Origin of the sequence: Lelliottia sp. SL45, assembly GCF_026672535.1 — a bacterium.
GTDB classification, from domain to species: domain Bacteria; phylum Pseudomonadota; class Gammaproteobacteria; order Enterobacterales; family Enterobacteriaceae; genus Enterobacter; species Enterobacter nimipressuralis.
Genome location: NZ_JAPPRH010000003.1, coordinates 865,139 through 887,559 on the forward strand (window position 1 = coordinate 865,139; position 22,421 = coordinate 887,559).

14 protein-coding genes are annotated in these 22,421 nt (G+C 58.2%); 4 read left to right on the top strand and 10 right to left on the bottom strand.

Features of this window, described 5'->3' with window-relative positions; translation table 11 throughout:
• Positions 1 to 39: 39 nt before the first annotated feature.
• The 9 genes from trhP to yegD all read right to left on the bottom strand — a co-directional run bounded on the left by trhP (position 40) and on the right by yegD (position 14,579).
• Positions 40 to 1,401 carry a prephenate-dependent tRNA uridine(34) hydroxylase TrhP gene (trhP, locus tag OVA10_RS10055; protein WP_100779590.1) on the bottom strand — a complete coding sequence of 454 codons (1,362 nt, stop codon included), beginning with the start codon at positions 1,399 to 1,401 and terminating at the stop codon, positions 40 to 42.
• A gap of 162 nt (positions 1,402 to 1,563) precedes the next feature.
• Complete coding sequence (locus OVA10_RS10060) at positions 1,564 to 1,896, bottom strand: YegP family protein (protein WP_123427409.1); 333 nt, start codon at positions 1,894 to 1,896, stop codon at positions 1,564 to 1,566.
• A 140-nt stretch (positions 1,897 to 2,036) separates the two neighbouring features.
• Complete coding sequence (baeR, locus tag OVA10_RS10065; protein ID WP_123427411.1) at positions 2,037 to 2,759, bottom strand: two-component system response regulator BaeR; 723 nt, start codon at positions 2,757 to 2,759, stop codon at positions 2,037 to 2,039.
• Positions 2,756 to 4,159 carry a two-component system sensor histidine kinase BaeS gene (baeS, locus tag OVA10_RS10070; RefSeq protein WP_123427413.1) on the bottom strand — a complete coding sequence of 468 codons (1,404 nt, stop codon included), beginning with the start codon at positions 4,157 to 4,159 and terminating at the stop codon, positions 2,756 to 2,758. The genes baeR and baeS overlap by 4 nt, the downstream gene beginning before the upstream one ends.
• A complete protein-coding gene (locus OVA10_RS10075; RefSeq protein ID WP_268195851.1) occupies positions 4,156 to 5,571 on the bottom strand; it encodes an MFS transporter in 1,416 nt (471 codons plus the stop codon). Before OVA10_RS10075 ends, baeS begins: the two co-directional genes overlap by 4 nt.
• Positions 5,572 to 8,649: a multidrug efflux RND transporter permease subunit MdtC gene (gene mdtC, locus OVA10_RS10080; RefSeq protein WP_194512986.1), complete on the bottom strand. Its 3,078-nt coding sequence runs from the start codon at positions 8,647 to 8,649 to the stop codon at positions 5,572 to 5,574.
• Positions 8,650 to 11,772, bottom strand: a complete 3,123-nt coding sequence (locus OVA10_RS10085) for an MdtB/MuxB family multidrug efflux RND transporter permease subunit (RefSeq protein ID WP_194512985.1) — start codon at positions 11,770 to 11,772, stop codon at positions 8,650 to 8,652. It lies immediately after the preceding gene.
• Entirely contained in the window at positions 11,772 to 13,019 is a 1,248-nt protein-coding gene (locus OVA10_RS10090) for an MdtA/MuxA family multidrug efflux RND transporter periplasmic adaptor subunit (protein WP_102104101.1), read from the bottom strand. Before OVA10_RS10090 ends, OVA10_RS10085 begins: the two co-directional genes overlap by 1 nt.
• 207 nt (positions 13,020 to 13,226) lie before the next feature.
• Positions 13,227 to 14,579, bottom strand: coding sequence for a molecular chaperone (gene yegD, locus OVA10_RS10095; RefSeq protein ID WP_129035988.1), 1,353 nt, complete (start codon positions 14,577 to 14,579; stop codon positions 13,227 to 13,229).
• A gap of 132 nt (positions 14,580 to 14,711) precedes the next feature.
• Between yegD and alkA the strand changes: the two genes are divergently transcribed.
• Entirely contained in the window at positions 14,712 to 15,584 is an 873-nt protein-coding gene (gene alkA / locus OVA10_RS10100; protein WP_268196879.1) for a DNA-3-methyladenine glycosylase 2, read from the top strand.
• On the opposite strand, the gene OVA10_RS10105 is transcribed toward alkA, so the two are convergent.
• Entirely contained in the window at positions 15,549 to 18,878 is a 3,330-nt protein-coding gene (locus tag OVA10_RS10105; RefSeq protein WP_268195852.1) for a diguanylate cyclase, read from the bottom strand. The two genes, alkA and OVA10_RS10105, sit on opposite strands and share 36 nt — an antisense overlap.
• Before the next feature lie 342 nt (positions 18,879 to 19,220).
• Between OVA10_RS10105 and udk the strand changes: the two genes are divergently transcribed.
• The 3 genes from udk (at position 19,221) to asmA (ending at position 22,405) form a co-directional block, all read left to right on the top strand.
• Positions 19,221 to 19,862, top strand: a complete 642-nt coding sequence (gene udk / locus OVA10_RS10110; RefSeq protein ID WP_100779601.1) for a uridine kinase — start codon at positions 19,221 to 19,223, stop codon at positions 19,860 to 19,862.
• A 91-nt stretch (positions 19,863 to 19,953) separates the two neighbouring features.
• Positions 19,954 to 20,535 carry a dCTP deaminase gene (gene dcd, locus OVA10_RS10115; protein ID WP_100779602.1) on the top strand — a complete coding sequence of 194 codons (582 nt, stop codon included), beginning with the start codon at positions 19,954 to 19,956 and terminating at the stop codon, positions 20,533 to 20,535.
• 22 nt (positions 20,536 to 20,557) lie between these two features.
• Complete coding sequence (gene asmA, locus OVA10_RS10120; RefSeq protein ID WP_268195853.1) at positions 20,558 to 22,405, top strand: outer membrane assembly protein AsmA; 1,848 nt, start codon at positions 20,558 to 20,560, stop codon at positions 22,403 to 22,405.
• Positions 22,406 to 22,421: the final 16 nt, after the last annotated feature.

Below are 22,421 nucleotides of genomic sequence, written 5' to 3' on the forward strand. Positions count from 1 at the left end.
CTAAGAATTATCCCATGCTGAAAAAATCCCGACAGTTGACTATTTACTGTGCGGATTACGGGTGCTTTCGCCGGCAAAATTGCGCATCAGCAGCGCGTATTCCAGCTCCACCTCTTCCGGTACCGGCAGCCACACGGTGTGACCATCCCCAGGGGCGACGGTGATTGCTTCGCCTTTACCGTTCTCCAGATGCTCCAGCGTGAAGTTGATATTGCCCTGCGGGGTCATCAGCTCCAGGCTGTCGCCTTTGGTGAATTTATTTTTTACTGCCACTGCCGCCAGCGGGCCTTTGCGCGCGCCGGTAAAGTCGCCGACAAACTGCTGGCGCTCGGAGATGGAGTAGCCGTGCTCGTAGTTCTGATAATCGTCATGAGTATGACGACGCAGGAAGCCTTCGGTGTAGCCGCGATGGGCCAGGCCTTCCAGGGTTTCCAGCAGGCTGGTATCAAACGGTTTTCCCGCTGCGGCGTCGTCAATGGCTTTACGGTACACCTGTGCGGTACGGGCGCAGTAGTAGTAAGACTTGGTGCGGCCTTCGATTTTAAGCGAGTGCACGCCCATCTGCGTCAGACGCTCGACGTGCGCAATCGCGCGCAGGTCTTTGGAGTTCATGATGTAGGTGCCGTGTTCGTCTTCAAACGCCGTCATGTATTCGCCCGGACGTTTGGCCTCTTCAATCATAAACACGCTGTCGGTTGGTGCGCCCACGCCCAGCGTCGGCTCCACGGTTTTCACCGGAATCGGTTCATGCTTGTGCACGATGTTGCCCACATCATCTTCTTTCCCTTCCTGGACGTTATATTCCCAGCGGCAGGCGTTGGTGCAGGTTCCCTGATTCGGGTCGCGCTTGTTGATGTAGCCGGAGAGCAGGCAGCGGCCAGAGTAGGCCATGCACAGGGCGCCGTGAACGAAGATTTCGAGTTCCATTTCCGGCACCTGAGTGCGAATCTCTTCGATCTCTTCAAGAGAGAGCTCGCGCGACAGAATCACACGCGTCAGGCCCATCTGTTTCCAGAATTTGACCGTCGCCCAGTTGACGGCGTTGGCCTGCACGGAAAGATGGATATCCATCTCCGGGAAGTTCTCACGCACCAGCATGATTAAACCGGGATCGGACATAATCAGCGCATCAGGACCCATTTCCACAACCGGCTTCAGATCGCGAATAAACGTTTTCAGCTTGGCGTTGTGCGGCGCGATGTTCACGACCACGTAGAATTTTTTGCCCAGGGCATGCGCTTCGTTGATGCCGAGCTGCAAATTCTCGTGGTTGAATTCGTTATTACGCACGCGCAGAGAGTAACGCGGCTGGCCCGCATACACCGCATCGGCACCGTAAGCGAAAGCGTAACGCATATTCTGCAGCGTTCCCGCCGGGGAAAGGAGTTCTGGTTTAAACATGTTTGTTCTCGTTCTGATGACAGGTCAGATCCGCGTGCACCTGGTGCAGCGGTAAGGGGAGATCCCCTACTTTAAGGGCGGGCATTGTAGCGCTGCGGGGGAGGGAGGTAAAGCGCCGGTTGGCGGCAAAGCCTGCCCGGCGGGTCTGGCGGGTCTGGCGGGTCAGGTTAAATCTTTCACCGTCTGGCTGGAGCCATTATTTTTCACCGAGGCGATACCACTTTCCCGCGTCTGCTCGGAAGCATAAAGCTGGCTTGAACCGATCACCTGGTGGTTTGCCGCCTTCAGGTTGAAGTGATATTTCCCGTTGGTCGCCGTTTTTTTCTCATAGCGCTCATCGTGCGGGCTATTGGTACGCACGGAGGCAATGCCGTTTTCTGCTGCGGATTTTGTGGTGTACAGCTCACTGGTGAGGATAATTTCTCCGTTTCCTGCTTTCAGAACAAACCTGAACTGCCCGTCACTGCTTTTGCTTAGTTCGAACCAACCAGCCATAAAACACTCCTTGAGGAAAGTTAACGAGAAACAGGCGACAGCTAAACGCACCGACAAGAAGAGTATGGATGATAATGTGAGACTTTCTAGTGAAGAAAAACCCGCCAGCGGGCGGGTCAGATTTGATGGGGGAAATTCTTTTACGCGATCCGACAGGCATCCGCCTCCCAGCGATACCCCACGCCGTACACCGCGCGGATAAACGACTGATCGGCGTCGAGCGATTCCAGTTTACGGCGCAAGTTTTTGATATGGCTGTCGATGGTGCGGTCCGTCACCACCCGGTAATCGTCATAGAGATGATTCAGCAGCTGTTCGCGGGAGAACACTTTCCCCGGCTCGTGAGAGAGGGTTTTCAGCAGGCGGAATTCCGCCGGTGTCAGGTCCAGCAGTTTGCTGCGCCAGCTTGCCTGGAAGCGGCTCTCATCGACAATCAGCGGGCTTTCGGCGTCGAGCACCTGTAGTTCGCGCTGTGGACGGCAGCGACGCAGAATCGTTTTCACGCGGGCGACCACTTCACGCGGGCTGTAGGGTTTGCAGATGTAATCATCGGCACCGATTTCCAGCCCCAGCAGGCGATCGATCTCTTCGATTTTCGCCGTCACCATCACAATCGGTACGTCGGAAAAACGGCGGATTTCGCGGCACAGCGTCAGGCCGTCGGTGCCAGGGAGCATGAGATCCAGCAGGATCAGATGCGGCGGCGTCTGGCGCACATAGGGCAGCACCTGATCGCCGTGATTAATCAGCGTGGGGGCATAGCTTGCCGCGCGTAAATAGTCGATCAATAACTGCCCAAGCTTAGGCTCGTCCTCCACGATCAGAATGCGTGGCGTGTTTTCGTCAATGGGTAACTCAGTCATACTTCTCTCGATAAATCGCGTTCCAGCGGTAACTCTACTGTAATGCTAACCCCGCCAAAAGGCGAATGGGCGGCGTGGATAGTGCCGCCGTGCGCCTCGACGATGTTAACGCAAATCGCCAGCCCCAGGCCCGAACCGCCGCTGGCACGGTTGCGGGAGCCTTCGGTGCGGTAAAAGCGCTCGAACAGTTTCTCCAGCTGCGCGTCCTGCACTCCCGGTGCGGAATCGGCAAAGGTGAGGGCGAAACGCCCGTCTTCGACGCGACCAGAAATGCGCAGTGCGCCGCCGCCGTCCGTATAGCGCAGACTGTTTTCCAGCAGGTTATTAAACAGCTGCATCAGACGGTCAGGATCGCCGAAGACCACGGCGCTATCCGGCAGGGAGAGTTCAATGTTCAGATTCCGACTGGCGAAGCGTTCGCGGAACGCGCCGCTGACCACTTCCAGAATATTGATCACATCGACAGGGGCTTTTTGATAGGCCAGCGCGCCCTCATCGGACATGGAAAGCTGATGCAGATCGTCCACCAGCTTGGTCAGGGTGCCCACTTCTGCCTGCAACGAGGTGACGGACTCAGGCGTAAACTGACGTACACCGTCCTGAATGGCTTCCAGTTCACCGCGCAGCACTGCCAGCGGCGTGCGCAGCTCGTGGGAAATATCGGCCATAAAATCGCGGCGCATCTGCTGGTTTTTCTCAAGCGTACTGGCGAGCTGGTTGAAGTCCTGCGCCAGTTTGCCCAGCTCGTCCTGGCTACGGGTATCCACGCGGGTGGTAAAGTCTCCTGCCGCCAGCTTGTGCGTGCCTTCCACCAGCCGTTTGACGGGGGCCAGCAGGCCGCGCGCCAGCGGGAACGTCGCCAGTGCCGCAAGCAGGGTGGAGAGGGCGACAATCAGCCAGCTGGTCTGGCGTTGCTGGCGATCAAAGTTGATATCCGTGTTGCGCGTCAGCCGTTCGACCGGCGAGGCGATCACCCAGCCGACAGTGGCACCGTTAAACATAATGGCCCGCCGGGTGCCGTCAGGCGGAACCGGCGCGCGAGGCCCAACCAGCACGTATTTATCCTGGTCGATCACCCAGAACTGCGTGCGCCAGCCGTGCGGCGGCATTCCCGGCCCCGGGCGATCGTCGTCGTTATCATGCTCAAGCGATTTGAGGATCTGGAACACAAAACGGTCGTTATTGCGCAAGAAACGCCAGTTGCCGTGCAGGGCATACTGATCGGCCAGCGCGTCGCTCAAGCCCTGCAGTCGCTGTTCGTTTCCGCGCTTAATGTAGTCGATAAAACCCCGCTCGAAGCTGACCCGCACGGCCCAGTGCATAGTAATAAGCAGCACGATACAGGTGGCGAAAATCGCCAGAAACAGTTTTCCAGTAATGCCGGGGCGCCAGAATTTCATAACTCACTCCTTTTACGTCGGCTGATGACGACGTTTTTGCTGGTATCATCCGGGACCCGGGCGAAAATTAAGGCGGGCAGGGCGATAATCACCGCCATGCTGAGATAGGTGTAAAGGAAGACCTGATGCGCGCCAGCGGTACCAGCGCCCAGATGATGCTGACCGTACATGCCGAGCAGCAGGCCCGCGACGGTCACGCCCACGCTCATGGAGAGCTGCATGATCATCGACAGCAAACTGTTGCCGCTGCTCGCCAGTTCGTCGGGCAGATCCTTCAGCGTCAGGGTGTTCATCGACGAGAAACGCGTGGAGTTAATCACCCCCTGGAAGAACAGCACCAGCGGCAGAGCGTAATACCAGCCCATCAGCGCCACGGCCATAAACAGCAGGCTGATCAGCGCCAGTCCCAGCGTTGCGGCGACCAGCACCCGGCGATAGCCAAAGCGGTTCACCACCTGCACCACAATGCGTTTCATGCCCATGCTGCCAAGCACCATCGGGATCATCATCAAACCGGCGTGGAACGGCGAAAAGCCCAGTCCGATCTGCAGGAACACCGGCGTCATAAACGGCAACATGCCGCTGCCAAGACGCCCGGCGAAGCTGCCGAGCAGCCCGAGGCGGAAGGTGTGATTGCGAAACAGCGACAGGCTGAACAGCGCCTGGTCGTTATCCCTGGCGTGCCACAGATACCACAGCACCGACAGAACGCCGATAGTCACCAGCAGCGCCAGCGTGAGGGTGGAAATCCCCAGCCCTTTTTGCCCGTCCAGCGCCAGGGTCAGCGTCGCCATGCCCGCTGCCAGCAGCACAAAACCGAAGAGATCAAAGCGCCGCGTCTGCATTTTGTAGTTTGGCATCAGCCACAGCGTGGCGATTGCGCCGACCACCCCGACCGGAAGATTGATCAGGAAAATCCAGTGCCAGGAGGCGTACTCCACCAGAATCCCGCCGAGGGCAGGGCCGAGCAATGGCCCGACCTGGCCGGGCAGCGTCACGAAGGTCATCGCCGCCATATATTGTTCGCGCGGCACGATTTTCATCACCGTCAGTCTGCCGACGGGCACCATCATCGCTCCGCCGACGCCCTGCAGCACGCGCGCCATCACCAGCTCGTTCAGCGTGTCGGCCTGCGCGCAAAACAGCGAGCCGAGGGTGAACAGAATAATGGCGGTGAAGAAGATATTGCGCACCCCAACTTTGTCCGCCAGCCAGCCGCTGGCGGGCAACATCACCGCCACCGTCAGCACATAGGAGACGATGACCATGTGCATATGCAGCGGACTCTCCCCCAGGCTTTTCGCCATCGAGGGGAGGGCGGTGTTAACAATGGTGGTATCCAGCGACTGCATAAAGAAGCCGAAGGCGACAATCCACAGTTGCCAGCGAACATTGTTGGGCAAATCAGTCATTTACTCGCTTACCGTTTCTCTGTTTTTACGTGAAAAACGCACCCGCAGGCGGTCGAAGAACAGATACACCACCGGTGTGGTATAGAGCGTCAATAGCTGGCTCATCACCAGCCCGCCGACGATGGTGATCCCCAGCGGCTGGCGCAGTTCAGAGCCATCACCGCCGGAAATCACCAGCGGCAGTGCGCCAAACAGCGCCGCCAGCGTGGTCATCATAATCGGGCGGAAGCGCAGCAGGCAGGCCTGGAAAATGGCGTCCTGCGGCGACATATTGCCGTTGCGCTGCGCGTCGAGGGCGAAATCGACCATCATGATCGCGTTTTTCTTCACGATGCCTATTAATAACATGATCCCGATAAGCGCAATGAGGCTAAAGGGTGCGCCGAATAACTCCAGCGCCAGCAGCGCGCCGACGCCCGCCGACGGCAGGGTGGAGAGGATCGTCAGCGGATGGACGTAGCTTTCGTACAGAATGCCGAGCACGATATAGACCGTCGCAATCGCCGCCAGGATCAAAATCACCTGTGAGTTCATCGTCTCCTGGAACACCTGCGCGGTGCCTGCAAAGCTGCCGCGCACGGTCGACGGCACGCCAAGCTGGGTCATGGCGCGGTTGATCGCATCGCTGGCCTCAGATAGCGACGAACCGGTTGGCAGGTTAAATGACACCGTTGACGCCGCCGACAGCCCCTGATGGTTTACCGACAGCGGCGCGTTGGCGGGCTGCCAGCTGGCGAAGTAGGAGAGGGGGATCGATTTACCTTCGTTGTTGATAACGTACATCTTATCCAGCGCGCTGATGTCCTGGGTGTAGCGTGGATCGACCTCCATCACCACTTTGTACTGGTTCATCGGCTGGTAGATAGTGGAAATCTGGCGCTGACCAAAGGCGTTGTTGAGCAAACTGTTGGCCGCTTCAACGTTAATGCCGAGCCGCGCCATGGTTTCGCGGTCATAGGTCAGGTTCATCTCCGCGCCGTTATCCTGCTGGTCCGAGTTCACATCGGCCAGCTCCGGCAGGGCGGCCAGTGCTTTACGGATTTTCGGCTCCCACTCGCGCAGGGCGGCCAGATCGTCTGACAAAAGGGTGTACTGATAGCTGGCGTTAGCCTGACGCCCACCGACGCGGATATCCTGAACGGCCATCAAAAACAGATTCGCGCCCGGCTCTTTGGCGAGCTTCACGCGCAGGCGGTCGATCACCTGCTGCGCCGTTTCGTTGCGCTCGCCGCGTGCTTTCAGGGTGATAAACATCATCCCGCTGTTAACGCGCGAACCGCCGGTAAAGCCCGTCACGTTATCAACAGCAGGATCTTCCCGGATGATCTTCATGAAATCCTGCAGCTTCACGCGCATCGCCTGGAATGAAATGCTCTGGTCAGCCTGAATCCCGCCCATCAGCACGCCTGTGTCCTGCTCGGGGAAAAAGGTTTTCGGAATGCTGATGTACATCCAGACGTTGAGTGCGATGGTACCCACCAGCACAAAACCGACGATTCGCGTATGGTTCAGCACCCATTTCAGTGACTTGCCGTAACCCTCCTGCATCGCCACCAGCAGGCGGCCAACGCCTTTTTTACGCGGCTGGGAATGGGGCTTGCTGCGCTTAAGCATCCAGCCGCACATCATCGGCGTCAGGGTCAGGGAGATCACCAGCGAAATACCTATGGCGACAGAAAGCGTGACGGCGAACTCGCGCAATAACCGCCCCGGCAGCCCGCCCATCAGCAGCAGCGGCAGAAATACCGCCACCAGCGACAGGCTCATGGAGAGCACCGTAAAGCCCACTTCACGCGTCCCCTGAAGCGCGGCCTGCAACGGTTTCATCCCCGCTTCCAGATGGCGCGAAATATTTTCCAGCACCACGATGGCGTCATCGACCACGAATCCGGTGGCGATAGTCAGGGCCATCAGCGACAGGTTGTTAAGACTAAATCCGCACAGGTACATGGCGGCGAAGGTGCCAATCAGCGATACGGGCACCGCCACGGCGGGGATTAGCGTCGCGCGACCGGAGCGCAGGAACAGGAACACCACCAGGATAACCAGCCCGACGGAGATAATCAGCGTCTGCTCGACCTCTTCCAGCGAGGCGCGGATGGTCGGGGAGCGGTCCTGGGCGATTTGCAGATCGATCGCCGCCGGAATCGTCTCCTGCAGTTCCGGCAGGCGCTCGCGAATGCTGTTCACCGTCTGGATGATATTGGCTTCCGGCAGTTTGCGGATCATCAGCAAAATTGCCGGTTTGGCGTTCGTCATCCCGGCGTTACGCACGTCCTGCACCGAGTCGGTGACACTGGCCACATCGCTTAAACGCACCGCCGCGCCGTTGTTGTAGTGAATAATCAGCGGCTGATATTCCGCCGCGGTTTTTAGCTCGTCGTTGGTCTGGATCTGCCAGCGATGGCTGCTGTCCTCAATCGCCCCCTGCGGCCTGCGCACGTTGGCATTGCTGATGGCGCTGCGCACATCATCCAGCGAGACCCCCTGGTTAAACAGCGCTTGCGGGTTCAGGCCCACGCGCACGGCGGGCAGGGAGCTACCGCCGACATCGACGTCGCCGACGCCGTCGATCTGGGCGATGGTCTGTGCCAGCTGCGTCGAGGCGAAATCGTACAGTTCGCCCTGGGAGTAGGTGTCTGATGTCAGCGTCAGAATCATAATCGGCGCATCGGACGGGTTGGCTTTGCGATAGGTCGGCCGGCTCGGCATGCCGCTGGGCAGCAGGCTTTGCGCGGCGTTGATGGCGGCCTGCACGTCGCGGGCGGCGCCATTGATATCGCGATCAAAGTTGAATTCCAGAATGATTCGCGTGCTGCCGAGGGAACTGCTGGAGGTCATTTCACTGACGCCCGCAATGCGCCCGAGAGAGCGCTCCAGCGGCGTGGCCACCGACGAGGCCATCGTTTCTGGCGACGCGCCGGGCAGGGAGGCGCTGATCATGATCACCGGGAAATCCACCTGCGGCAGCGGGGCCACCGGCAGCAGCCGGAAGCCGAGCACGCCGCACAGGGTGATGGCGAGGGAGATCAAAATCGTTGCCACCGGGCGGTAAATGAAGAGGGCGAAAAACTTCACTTACGCCTCCTCTTCACGTTTCGGGAAGCGCGCTTTGAGCCTCAGCGCCAGGCTGTCAAACAGCAGGTAAATCACCGGCGTGGTGAACAGCGTCAGCACCTGGCTTACCAGCAAACCGCCGACCATACCGATCCCCAGCGGACGGCGCAATTCCGCACCGACGCCGGTACTGAGCATCAGCGGCAGTGCGCCAAGCAGGGCGGCCATGGTGGTCATCAGGATCGGGCGAAAACGCAGCAGGCAGGCCTGGAAAATGGCCTCGCGCGGGGCCATGCCCTGTTCGCGCTCGGCGGCAAGAGCGAAGTCGATCATCATTATGGCGTTTTTCTTGACGATGCCGATCAGCAAAATAATGCCGATAATCGCGATCACATCCAGCTCACTGCCCGACAGCATCAGCGCCAGCAGCGCGCCCACGCCCGCCGTGGGCAGGGTGGAGAGGATCGTGACAGGATGGATAAAGCTCTCATACAGCACACCGAGCACGATATACATCGCCACCACCGCCGCCACGATAAGCCAGATGGTGTTCCCGAGTGCGGCCTGGAACGCCAGGGTGCTGCCCTGGAACTGAGTCTGGATATCCGTCGGGAAGCTGAGGGTTTTCTCGGCGTTGAGAATGGACTCCACCGCTTCCCCGAGGGAGTAATTGTCCGGCACGTTAAACGAAATGGTGGTGGACGGGAACTGGTCGAGATGGTTGATGGAGAGCGGCGTAAAGCGCTGCTCGACGGTGGCAATTGCGCTCAGCGGCACCATCCCGCCGTCTTTGCTGGTCAGGCGAATCGAATCCAGCGCCGCAAGGCCCGGCGTCTGTTCAGTGTTATGCTCCAGCACCACGCGATACTGGTTGGCTTGGGTGTAGATCGTGGAGATCAGGCGCTGGCCGAAGGCGTTGTACAGCGCGTTATCCACATCGGCCATGGAAATGCCCAGACGGCTGGCGGTGTCACGGTTAACGTTGACGTAGGCAGCCAGCCCCTGATCCTGCCAGTCGCTGCTCACGTCCGACAGCTGCGGCAGTTCCTGGAGCTTACTGACCAGTTGTGGAACCCAGGTGCTGAGCGCCTCCAGGCTGGTGGCCTGCAGGGTGAACTGGTACTGGGTGCGGCTGACGGTGGTATCGATGGTCAAATCCTGAGTCGGCTGCAGATACAGCTCGACACCCGGCACTCTCGCCACCGCATTTTGCAGCCGTTCGATCACGGTATTCACGCGATCGTCGCGGTCGTCCAGCGGTTTGAGATTGATCTGCAGGCGAGCGCTGTTCAGTGACGGATTGGTGCCGTCGACGCCGACAAACGACGTCAGGCTCTCGACCGCCGGATCTTTCATGATCACCTCGGATACCTGCTGCTGGCGCTGGGCCATGCTGGCGAAGGAGACGGACTGCGGTGCCTGCAGCGTACCCTGAATAATGCCGTTATCCTGAATCGGGAAGAAGCCTTTCGGGATCATCACCCACAGCAGCACGCTCAGGGCCAGTGTCCCCAGCGCAACGCTCAACGTCGCCCACGGGTGATTGAGCACTTTGGTCAGCATTCGGCCATAGGCCGCAATCACACGTTCAAACAGGCGCTCGGAGGCGCGAGAAAAACGGTTTTGCTTGCGCAGGGATTCCGCGCTCAGCATGCGGGCGCACATCATCGGCGTCAGCGTCAGGGAGACCACGGCGGAGATGAGAATCGCCACTGCCAGGGTGACGGCAAATTCGCGGAACAGACGGCCAACGATATCGCCCATAAACAGCAGCGGGATCAGCACCGCAATCAGCGAGAAGGTGAGGGAGATAATGGTAAAGCCGATCTCGCCTGCGCCTTTTAGCGCTGCGGCCAGCGGCTTCTCACCTTTTTCGATATAGCGCGAAATGTTCTCGATGACCACGATTGCATCATCGACCACGAACCCGGTGGCGATGGTGAGCGCCATCAGGGTGAGGTTGTTGATGGAGAAATCGAGGAACACCATCACCGCAAAGGTCCCGACCAGCGACAGCGGAACGGCGACGGCAGGGATAATGGTCGCTGGAACGTTACGCAGGAAGACGTAAATAATCATCACCACCAGCGCAATCGCCAGCATCAGCTCGAACTGGGTGTCGCTGACGGAGGCGCGGATATTGGTGGTGCGATCCGACAGGACCTTGACGCTCACCGATTTCGGCAGGCTTTCGATCAGCTGCGGCAACATAGTGCGAATGCTGTCGGCGGTGTCGATAATGTTCGCGCCCGGCTGGCGCTGGACGTTCATCACAATCGCCTGCTGTTTGTTGGCCCATGCGCCGAGCCAGCTGTTTTCTGCGCCTTGCTCTACGGTGGCCACATCACCGAGGCGAATGGGGGCGCCGTTCTGGTAAGCCACAATCAACTGACGATACTCGTCGGCGGACTGCATCTGGTCGTTAGCCGAGAGCGTGACGGCGCGCGTTGGGCCGTCCAGCGAGCCTTTTGCCGAGTTGACGTTGGCGCTACTGATGGCGGTGCGGATGGTTTCGCTGGTCAATCCGAGGGCGGCAATCGCCTGGGCGTTCAGTTTCACGCGCACGGCCGGACGCTGACCACCGGAGAGTGTCACCAGCCCGACGCCGGAGACCTGGGAGATCTTCTGTGCCACGCGCGTTTCCACCATATCTTCCACCTGTGTCATCGGCATGGCGGAGGAGGTGACGGCGAGGGTCATGATCGGTGGATCCGCCGGATTGACCTTGCTGTAAACCGGTGGATTGGGCAGGTCGGAGGGCAGCAGATTAGTGGCTGCGTTAATCGCCGCCTGCACTTCCTGCTCGGCCACGTCGAGAGGCAGGGTGAGCTGGAATTGCAGCGTCACCACCGACGCGCCGCCGGAGCTTTGCGATGACATCTGTTTCAGGCCCGACATCTGCCCAAACTGGCGCTCCAGCGGGGCAGTGATCGCCGACGTCACCACATCCGGGCTGGCGCCAGGATAGAGGGTGATGACCTGAATCGTTGGATAATCCACTTCGGGCAGGGCCGACACGGGCAGGAAGCGATAGCCGATAATCCCTGCCAGCAGGATCGCCACCATCAGCAGCGTGGTGGCGACGGGGCGTAAAATGAACAGGCGTGATGGCCCACCTGTGGAGCTGGGTGGCAATACCTGCATCAGGACGCCGCTCCCTGTTTCACGTGTTCACGTTTAGCCGGTTTTTCGCTGGTGGCCGTATCCGTGTGTGCTTCAACGACTTCGACTTTGGCCCCTTCGGTCAGACGGTCGATCCCGTCCGTTACCACGCGATCGCCTGCGGAAAGGCCCGCGCTGATGACCACAGTCTGGCTGTCCTGAATGCCCGGTTTCACCAAATGTTTGCTGACTTTATTGTCACTGTTCAGTACCCAAACAAAGTTGCCTTCGTTGCCCATCTGCAGCGCCGCCGTTGGGATCACCACCGCATTCTCTTCGGTAGCGACCAGCATGCGCGCGTTGACGAACTGGTTCGGGAACAGGGCGTCATCCTGATTGGTAAAGCGGGCTTTAAGCTTGATAGTGCCGGTCGTGGTATCGATCTGGTTATCCAGGCTCAATAGTTGGCCGTCGCTCAGCTTGGCTTTGTTCGCGCGATCCCAGGCTTCTACCGCCAGCGTCTGGCCGTTTTTTTGTGCCTGAACGACGGTGGCGATTTCGCTTTCCGGCAGGGTGAAGACGAGATCAATCGGATGCGTTTGGGTGAGCACCACGATGCCGGTGGTGTCGCCACTGGAGATCTGGTTGCCGATATCGACCTGTTTCAGGCCGACGCGTCCGTCAATCGGTGCGGTAATGCGGCTCCAGTCGAGCTGCAATTGTGCGCTGGCGACGGCGGCTTCATCCGCTTTAATGGTGCCCTGGGCTTCGCTCACCAGCGACTGCTGCGTGTCCAGCTCCTGACGGGAAACGAGATTGGTTTTCACCAGTTGCTGATAACGCGCCAGATCGCGCTGGGCGTTGGCAAGCGTTGCTTTATCTTTGGCGAGCTGGCCTTGCGCCTGCGCGAGCGCCACTTTGAACTGACTCGGATCGATTTCAGCCAGCAGATCGCCAGCTTTGACCTGTTGGCCTTCCTGGAAGTGGATCGCCATCAGCTGTCCATCGACGCGGCTGCGCACGGTCACTGTGTTTGCAGCGGTGACCGTCCCAAGACCGGTGAGATAACGAGGAACCGATTTGCTGACGGCGGTCGCGGCCTGTACCGGGGCAAGCGCCCCACCGCGCATTCCGTGGCGTCCACCGCCCGCAGGACGTTGCGTCTGGCCGTTAGCGCCTGCCGGAGCGGCACTCTGCGCCGATTGATTGTGCCAGTACCACGCGGCGGCAAGGGCCACCACAATGACACCGGCGGCGATTGCCCAGCGGAATTTTTTGCTGCCTTTCATCGTTATACGTTCTCTTCCTGAAACACTTCGGGGAATGATACTAGTTTAGTCAGGCAACGCAGTGGAATAATGGAGGAAATATGAAAGACTGTCTGGATTTGTCTGAGAGATAAAAGCAAAACGGCAACCTGAGCTGCCGTTTTGAGAATTTCTCGCTCTTACCGGACGCGGGGGGAGGGTATCAGCCCACACAGACCCCGACAAATATCAGCTGAACATCACCTTCGCCCAGCGTGCCAGCCCGGCGGTGACGGAGCCAAAATCATCGCCACCGGCAATCGGAATGCCCGGCAACTGTTCTGCCAGCGCTTTCTTGATCAGTGGTGAACGTGCGCTACCGCCCGTCAGGTAGATCACATCCGGCTTCTCGTGACCGTTTTCCAGTGCCAGCTGAACCTGCTCCAGAATGCGCTGCAGCGGCTGCGACAGCGCCGTCTCAAGCCCATGCTGAGAAATGGCGGTCGCCAGTTCATCGCTGATAAACGGCAGCGTGACGGCGTGCTCGGTCGCATCGGAGAGGGCAATTTTGCTCTCTTCTGCACTGCGCACCACACGGTAGCTCAGACGCTGACGCCAGACTTTATGCAGCAGGGCCACTTTGTCGCCGTCCTGGGCGTCACGCACCAGGTCGTTCAGGAAGCGTCCGTTAGCTGTACTGTAGAAATCGCTCTGCGCCGGAACGTCGTTAATCGCGACGGCATTCCACCACGGCAGAATCGGCAGGGCGGTCCCTTTTTCTGTTTGCCCGCCCATACCGAGCAGCGGCATCAGGCTTTTAAATGCCAGGGCGATATCCAGATCGTTACCGCCTACGCGGCAACCGCTGTGCCCTAACAGGCTGTTTTCGCGGTCGCGGCGCTGGTGCCATTGTGGCCCCATCAGCAGCAGGGAGCAGTCGGTAGTACCCCCACCGATATCCACCACCAGCACACGTTTCTCTTCGCGCAGTGTCGCTTCAAAATCCAGACCCGCAGCGACCGGCTCATACTGAAACACAACGTCGCGGAAACCGGCGCGATGGGCCGCGCGCTCAAGAATACCCTGCGCCTGCTGGTTGGCTTCATCGCCGCCCAGCCCCTGGAAGTTAATCGGACGGCCAATGACGGCCTGGGTGATCGCGTCCGACACCTGCGTCTGCGCCTGGTTGCGAATGTGCAGCATCATCGCGCACACCAGATCTTCAAACAGGGCTACCTGCTGCGGCTTAAGCCCGCTGGCACCGAGGAAGGATTTGGGGGATTTAACGAAGTAAACTTCTTCGGGATCTTCAATGTACTGCGCCAGAGAGGACAAGCCAAACTGCACGCTGGACGGCGTGACGTCGATATCTTCGTCGCGGTTGAAATTCACGGCACGACGCAGTAACGCCTGCGTCTCTGTGGCAGTCGCCGGAACCTGATGGTGGCGATACAGCCATTCGCTCACGGCTTCGCGCGTCGGCGCGCACAGCATCGACGGCAGCAGCGAGCTCTCTTTTTCCATTTTCAGCAGACGTGGCGTGTTGTCATCCATCACCGCCACAGAGCAGTTTGCCGTACCGTAGTCAAAACCAATAAACACTGACGTAATCCCCATGCCGTTGAGAAGGGGCGAGACTTTAGCGAAATGTCTCGCTCACGACAACAGGAATATGAAAGCAAGGCACGCCGCGTAAGGTCGGGTTATGCTGTGAAGACAACAAAAGGAGCGATGATGTACACCCTGAACTGGCAATCCCCCTACGACTGGCAATGGATGTTTGGCTTTCTTGGCGCGCGTGCGGTCGCGGGCGTGGAGACCGTGACGGATACCTATTACGAGCGCAGTTTCACCTGCGACGGCCATCAGGGGCTGTTTCGGGTCACGCCATCGCTGGCGGATTGCACCCTGCAGGTCACGCTCAGTGCAGGGCTGGTGCCGGTCGCACAAAACTGCCTGGCGCGTATCGAACGCCTGTTCGATCTCTCCTGCAATCCGCAGCACATCGCTGCCACGCTGGGTGAGCTGGGCGCAGCGCGTCCCGGATTACGCCTGCCGGGGGCGATGGATGCGTACGAACAGGGTGTGCGGGCGATTCTCGGGCAGCTGGTGAGCGTGTCGATGGCGGCGAAACTCGCGGCGCGCGTGGTCGCGCTCTGCGGCGAACCGCTGAAAGGATTCCCGGAATACACCTGCTTTCCGACCCCGGCGGCACTGGCTGCTGCCGATCCGCTGGCGCTCAAGGCGCTGGGGATGCCGGTGAAACGTGCGGAGTCGCTGATTCACCTTGCGCAGTCGGTCGTTGACGGCACTTTTCCGCTCCAGCCGCCGGAAGATATTGAGAGCGGAATGAAGGCGCTTCAGGCGCGGCCCGGGATCGGGCGCTGGACGGCTAACTACTTAGCCCTGCGCGGCTGGCAGGCGAAAGATGTGTTCTTGCCGGATGATTATCTGATCAAACAGCGCTTCGCCGGTATGACGCCGGCGCAGATCCGCAAGTATGCGCTGCGCTGGCAGCCGTGGCGGTCTTATGCGCTGCTCCATATCTGGTATACGGAAAACTGGGCACCCTCAGTTGATAGCGAAATAACTGGTGTTCAGCAGTAGTTCCAGCGGCTGCGGTTCGGCAATGGAATCGCCATAGATGAAGTCGATGCCAATGCCGGAAAGGGTATCCATCATCAGCGGCTGATTGCTTGGCCCGGCAATGGTTTTCATCCCCAGCCGCTGGGCGTGGCCCTGGATAATGGTCACCATCATTTCGTCCATCAGATTGCCGTGGACGTTGGTCACCAGCTCCGGGTCCAGCAGCAGGTAATCCGCCATGTGGGCGCTCAGGTGGTTAAAAATGTCCATATCGCGCCCGACCTGGCTCAGAATAATGCGGCAACCGGCCTGACGCAGTTTTTGCAGCCCGTCCTGAATTGTCGCATCCTGGTTTTGCAGGGTTTCGACCGGGATCACCAGATGCAGCAGGCGCCCTGGCAGTGGGCTTTTCTCCAGCAAATCGAGCAGTTCATTCACCAGCGTCGAGCTGGACATCCCCTCAGGTGAGAGCGGCAGCGCCACACCCATCCCTTTATTCGCTACCTGAACGGCAAAGGCGCGGAAAAATTCCTGGAAAATACGGCGGTCGAGGGCATGCAGCAGATCCGGTTTTGCCAGCCCCGAGCGGAACGCGTGTTCTTCGAGCACTTCACCCTGACTGGTCCACAGCCGCAGGGAGACCAGCCAGAAGTTGCTGCTCTCCGGAATGCGCGGCGACGCGACGCTGCGGCCAATCATCAGCAGATGGTTGTCTTTGATCATGTGCCATTGCTCATCCAGCGACATCATGCTGCGCGCGCTGTGAATTCTCTCCTGCTGCGGTTCGTACACCGTTACCACGCCGCGACCGTTGTTTTTCGAGGCGTAGCAGGCGATATCAGCCTGGGACATGACTTCTGCGGCCAGGCTGTTGGTGTCGTCAATCAGCGTGATCCCGGCACTGGCGCCGATGCGGTGCAGGCGACCTTCCCACATGAAGTGGTAATCGTTGATGGCATGAATAATTCGGCCCGCGATATAGCGTGCGCTCTCGACGTTACAGTCCGGCAGCAACAAGCCAAATTCATCGCCGCCCAGTCGCGCCAGCACGTCGCTTGAGCGCAGCATACTCAGCATCAGAGACGACAGTTCGCGCAGCAGGGCGTCACCCGCCGCGTGGCCTGCGGTGTCGTTCACCGCTTTGAAGCGGTCGAGATCGATAAAGACCAGCGCGTGACGCTGATGGGTGTCATGCACGGTTTGCAGCAGACGCTTGAGATGGCTTTCAAAGCTGACGCGGTTCGCCAGGTGGGTGAGGGCGTCGTGAGAGGCGCTGTAGCTTAGCTGACGCAGCATTTTGCGCGACTCGGTGACGTCCTGAATGACCAGCACCGAGCCGATATTCTGCCCGTCGAGGGTGCTCAGCGGCGTGATGCTGTAGTGAATATCGAAGCTGCCACTATTGCGGCTGTGCAGGACCACATCCTGATTAATATCAGAACGTGACATATCGCCGCTGTGAATATTTTCCATCGGCGGGCCGTTCTCGCCGAAGGTAATGTGCAGTACGTTGAGGATGGGCTGTCCCATCGCTTCCTGCTGCGTCCAGCCGCTCATTTTCTCCGCGACCGGGTTCATAAAGGTGACGTGCATATCGATATCGGTACACAGCACCGCCTCGCCGATAGAGTCGAGGGTGATATGCAGGCGCTCTTTTTCCTGGAACAGGGCTTCGTTAAGTTCTTTAACTTCGGTCATGTCCATATTGATGCCCAGCAGGCGTTCGACTTCGCCCTGCTTGTTGAGCACCCGATTCGCCAGCGAGCGGATATGACGTACGCCCTCTTTGACGCGTATGCGGAATTCGAGCTTAAACGGCACGCGCGCCATCAGGGCATCGCGGATCACCTGTTCAGCATGCTCGCGATCCTCCGGAAGCATGCTCTTGTGCCACAACTGCCAGGTCGGTTTGATATGCGACGGGATCTCGTACATCTCGAACATACGTTTGTCCCAGCTGATCACATCCGGCTGTAAATCCCACTCCCAGATACCGATGCCGCCCGCTTCGTTCGCCAGCGTAATACGCTCCATCAGGCGCTTATTGACCCACTCGGTGTGCTTGAGGTCGTTGATATCTTCGATTTGCGCGATGAAATAGAGCGGGGAGCCGTCCGTATGACGCACCACGGAGACCGTCAGCAGCGCCCAGACCACCTCGCCGTTGCGGGTGTAGTAGCGCTTTTCCATTGAATAGCTGTTGATGTCGCCACGTACCAGATCTTCCAGGCTTTTCAGGTCGGAATTTAAATCTTCCGGCCAGGTCAATTGCTGGAAAGTCAGGGCCTGCAGCTCAGGCTGAGAGTAGCCAAGGAACTGGCACAGCGCCTTGTTTGCCTGCAGCCACTGCCCTTCAATGCCGACCAGCGCCATGCCGATGGCGGAATACTCCATCGCATTACGAAAACGCTCTTCACTCTCGGTAATGTGCTTGCGCTCTGCGCGGAAGGCGTACATCACCATGGTCATCACGTTCGCCGGCAGGAGCATCATCAGGAAGGGCAGCCACGGGGCGTTGAGCATCACGTCGGTACTCTGGGGCGTGAGCAGCGCCGGTTTGGTCGCAATCATCAGCGACACCATCATCACCGTCACCAGAAAGACGAGGAACGCCTCCATGCGCGGCAGACGCACCGCGCTCCACATCAGTAACACAATTACGCAGGTAAACGGCCAGGGCAGGAAAGTGATCGACACCCAGCACAGCACCAGCGTGACCGCCATAGTGAGCAGGGTTTCCAGCAGCAGTTTCGGGTTGCGGTGGCGCAGTAAATAGTGCGGTTTAAACAGCAGACCGAGCGGAACTAGCGCCAGCGCGCCGATAGATTCTGAAAGCACCCACACAAAAAAGTTACGCAGCGGCTCGGCGCTGGGGACCAGCAGCCAGGCCAGAACGCCGCCCAACAGCGGCGGCACAACGGCGCTGCCTATCGCCAGACGAATCCAGTCGCTAAGATTTTTAAGCGGGTTATACCAGGGCAATAGTTTGCGCAGCAGCAGCGCGCCGACGCACGCTTCGATCACGTTGATGGCCGTGTACCAGAAACTGAGGGTTTCCCAGGGAAACAGCATCCATGAGGCAAGAATGTTACCAAACGAGCAGGCGAGGGCGATTCCTGGCCACATCTTTCCGGCGTGGCGATAGAAGGCGACCATCATGATCGACGTCGGGAACCATAACGGTGCCAGTAAAGTACCGAAACGCGTCAGCTCGAGCGAGAAAAGGGTAAAGATGAAGGTCACCAGACCAAGACTGACAAGCCGTAGTAAAGGATGTGGGGTAGTCACCAAAACATGCTGGTATTGTTTATTCATTACCGCTTTATCCAGAGACGCCATGCTGCCAGGAACAAGGTCCGCACGAATGAGAATTTTAATTTGGATTATGCTAGTACAAACAATTTACAATTCATATGCCGACTGCTCATAATTTGTCATCATAGAGTTATTAAATACTTAGTCTGCAGAAATTTCAGGTTTAACGCGTTAAAAATGACCGTTAAAATTTCGGTCAGGGCGAAAAGAGGGATTTGGAATGACTCTCGCATTACCTGCCCTTTCCACTAGTATCAGGCACGCGAAATCCCTATAATTGCCGCGTTTGACGCTCAGGCGTCGTCCTTCCTTTACATCCAGGTTAATCAGGTCGCTAAATTTATGACTGATAAGTCTCATCAGTGCGTCATCATAGGCATCGCCGGCGCATCAGCTTCAGGTAAAAGTCTTATTGCCAGTACGCTTTATCGCGAACTGCGCGAACAAGTTGGTGATGAGCACATCGGCGTCATTCCCGAAGACAGCTACTATAAAGATCAATCCCATCTGTCGATGGAAGAACGCGTAAAAACGAATTACGACCATCCTAATGCCATGGATCACAGCCTGCTGTTCCAGCATTTGCAAATGATCAAAAGCGGCACACCTATCGATCTGCCGGTCTATAGCTATGTCGACCACACGCGTACGCAAGAAACGATTCACATTGAACCGAAAAAGGTCATCATTCTGGAAGGCATCCTGCTGCTGACCGATGCGCGCTTGCGCGAAGCGATGAACTTCTCGATTTTCGTCGACACGCCGCTGGACATCTGTCTGATGCGTCGTATCAAGCGCGACGTGAACGAGCGTGGTCGTTCGATGGACTCCGTGATGGCGCAGTATCAGAAAACCGTACGTCCGATGTTCCTGCAGTTTATCGAACCGTCCAAACAGTACGCTGATATCATCGTGCCGCGCGGGGGTAAAAACCGCATTGCTATCGATATCCTGAAAGCGAAAATTAGCCAGTTTTTTGAATAATACGCCCGAATTGTGTACCGTTCAGAGATAACCGGGTTTGCCCTGAAGCCAGTGCGGTTTCAGGGTTTGATGCACGAAAGGAGAAAGTGTCATGCGTCTTTGTGACCGAGATATAGAAGCCTGGCTGGATGAAGGGCGTCTGTCTATCACCCCGCGTCCGCCAGTAGAACGCATTAACGGTGTCACCGTTGATGTGCGTTTGGGCAATAAATTCCGTACTTTCAGCGGCCACACCGCACCTTTTATTGATTTGAGCGGACCGAAAGACGAAGTCAGCGCCGCGCTCGATCGCGTCATGAGCGATGAAATTGTGCTGGCGGAAGGCGACGCTTTCTATCTGCACCCGGGCGAACTGGCGCTGGCGGTGACCTATGAATCCGTGACGCTGCCTGCCGATCTGGTCGGCTGGCTCGATGGCCGCTCGTCTTTGGCGCGTCTGGGGCTGATGGTGCACGTCACCGCGCACCGTATCGATCCCGGCTGGTCTGGCCGTATCGTGCTTGAGTTCTTTAATGCCGGTAAATTACCGCTGGCGTTGCGCCCTGGTATGATGATTGGTGCGCTGAGCTTCGAGCCGCTGACCGGCCCGGCCGAGCGCCCTTACAACCGCCGTCAGGACGCGAAGTACCGCGACCAGCAGGGTGCGGTTGCCAGTCGTATTGATAAAGACTGATTTAGGCTTCATCGAGGATGCCATGAGAAGAGTTCTTACAACGCTGATGATTTTGCTGGTGGTGCTGGTTGCTGGCCTTTCAGCGTTGGTTCTGCTGGTTAACCCCAATGATTTCCGCGCCTACATGGTCCGCCAGGTCGAAGCACGAAGCGGGTACGAACTGAAGCTGGATGGGCCTCTTCGCTGGCACGTCTGGCCGCAGCTCAGCATTCTGTCTGGCCGCATGTCACTGACTGCACCGGGCGCCGCTTTGCCGGTGGTCTCTGCTGACAATATGCGTCTGGACGTCGCCTTAATGCCGCTGCTTTCGCACCAGCTACAGGTGCGTCAGGTGATGTTGAAAGGTGCTGTCATTCAGCTGACGCCGCAAACAGAAGCCGTCCGTAAACCGGGTGAGCCTGTCGCCCCTCGCGCTAATTCACTCCCCGACGTCCCCGAAGATGCGGGCTGGTCATTTGATATCGCCAGTCTGAAAGTGGCGGACAGCGTGCTGGTCTTCCAGCATGAGGATGACGACCAGGTCACCGTGCGCAATATTAATCTGACGATGGAACAGGACCCGCATCATCTGGCGACGGTCGATTTTTCAGGTCGCATTAATCGCAATCAGCGTGACCTGACTCTGTCGCTAAATGCCCGCGTCAACGCGTCGGACTACCCGCATCAACTTACCGCCGATATTCAACAGCTGAACTGGCAACTCTCTGGCGCCGATCTCCCGACGCAAGGGATCACCGGCCAGGGCACGCTGCAAGCGATGTGGCGTGAAGAGCAAAAACAGCTTGAGCTGAATAATCTCAACCTGCAGGCGAATGACAGTTCATTAAAAGGTCGTGCCAGCGTTCTGCTGGGCGAAGAGCCGAAATGGGTCTTTGATCTTCAGTTCGACAAGCTCAACCTGGAAAATCTGTTGCCTCCGCAGCCGGTCCCGGCGAAAGAGGGTGACGACGCTCAGGCACCCGGACTGCCGAAACAGATGCGACCGGTTATTGCGTCGAACGTCGACGCGCCAGACTACAACGGGCTGCGCAGCTTTACGGCGGATATTCTGCTTAAAGCCAACGCAGTGCGCTGGCGGGGCATTGACTTCACTAACGTCAGTAGCCAGATGCTGAACCACAACGGTTTACTGGTCATTTCCGAGCTAAGCGGTCAGATGGGGGCGGGGCATATTTCTCTGCCTGGCATGCTGGACGTGCGTAAGGATATGGCGAAGGCCGAGTTCCAGCCGCGTCTTGAGAACATCGAGATTGGCACTATCCTCAAAGCCTTCGATTACCCTATCGCGCTGACCGGTAATCTGACCATGGCGGGGGATTTCTCCGGCGATAAGATTGACGCTGACGCCTTCCGTCACAGCTGGCAGGGGCGAGCGCACGTTGACCTCGCCAACAGCCGCATGGAAGGGCTGAACTTCCAGCAGCTGGTGCAGCAGGCCGTCGAGCGCAGCAGCAATGTCAAAGCCAAAGAGAACTTCGACAGCGCGACGAAACTCGACACCTTTACCACCGATCTGACGCTGGACAACGGGCAGCTCACGCTTGATGACATGCAGGGGCAATCCTCGATGCTGGCGGTCACGGGTAAAGGCACAATGGATCTGGTGAAAGAGACGACGGATACGCGCTTTAATGTCCGCGTGATGTCCGGCTGGGAAGGCGAAGGCCCACTGATTGATGTCCTGAAAGAGACGGCTATCCCGCTCAACGTTTACGGCAGATGGCAGGAGCTGAATTATAGTCTTCAGGTTGACCAGATCCTGCGTAAACATCTGCAGGATGAAGCGAAACGCCGTCTGAATGAGTGGGCGGATAAGAATAAAGATTCGCAGAATAGCAAAGATGTGAAGAAGCTTTTAGATAAGCTCTGATCCAATCATCCCCCTC

Excerpts from the sequence above, each read along its gene's own strand:
- trhP (WP_100779590.1), bottom strand. The coding sequence starts at position 1,401 with ATGTTTAAACCAGAACTCCTTTCCCCGGCGGGAACGCTGCAGAATATG.
- OVA10_RS10060 (WP_123427409.1), bottom strand. The coding sequence starts at position 1,896 with ATGGCTGGTTGGTTCGAACTAAGCAAAAGCAGTGACGGGCAGTTCAGG.
- baeR (WP_123427411.1), bottom strand. The coding sequence starts at position 2,759 with ATGACTGAGTTACCCATTGACGAAAACACGCCACGCATTCTGATCGTG.
- baeS (WP_123427413.1), bottom strand. The coding sequence starts at position 4,159 with ATGAAATTCTGGCGCCCCGGCATTACTGGAAAACTGTTTCTGGCGATT.
- OVA10_RS10075 (WP_268195851.1), bottom strand. The coding sequence starts at position 5,571 with ATGACTGATTTGCCCAACAATGTTCGCTGGCAACTGTGGATTGTCGCC.
- OVA10_RS10085 (WP_194512985.1), bottom strand. The coding sequence starts at position 11,772 with ATGCAGGTATTGCCACCCAGCTCCACAGGTGGGCCATCACGCCTGTTC.
- OVA10_RS10090 (WP_102104101.1), bottom strand. The coding sequence starts at position 13,019 with ATGAAAGGCAGCAAAAAATTCCGCTGGGCAATCGCCGCCGGTGTCATT.
- alkA (WP_268196879.1), top strand. The coding sequence starts at position 14,712 with ATGTACACCCTGAACTGGCAATCCCCCTACGACTGGCAATGGATGTTT.
- OVA10_RS10105 (WP_268195852.1), bottom strand. The coding sequence starts at position 18,878 with ATGAATAAACAATACCAGCATGTTTTGGTGACTACCCCACATCCTTTA.
- udk (WP_100779601.1), top strand. The coding sequence starts at position 19,221 with ATGACTGATAAGTCTCATCAGTGCGTCATCATAGGCATCGCCGGCGCA.
- dcd (WP_100779602.1), top strand. The coding sequence starts at position 19,954 with ATGCGTCTTTGTGACCGAGATATAGAAGCCTGGCTGGATGAAGGGCGT.
- asmA (WP_268195853.1), top strand. The coding sequence starts at position 20,558 with ATGAGAAGAGTTCTTACAACGCTGATGATTTTGCTGGTGGTGCTGGTT.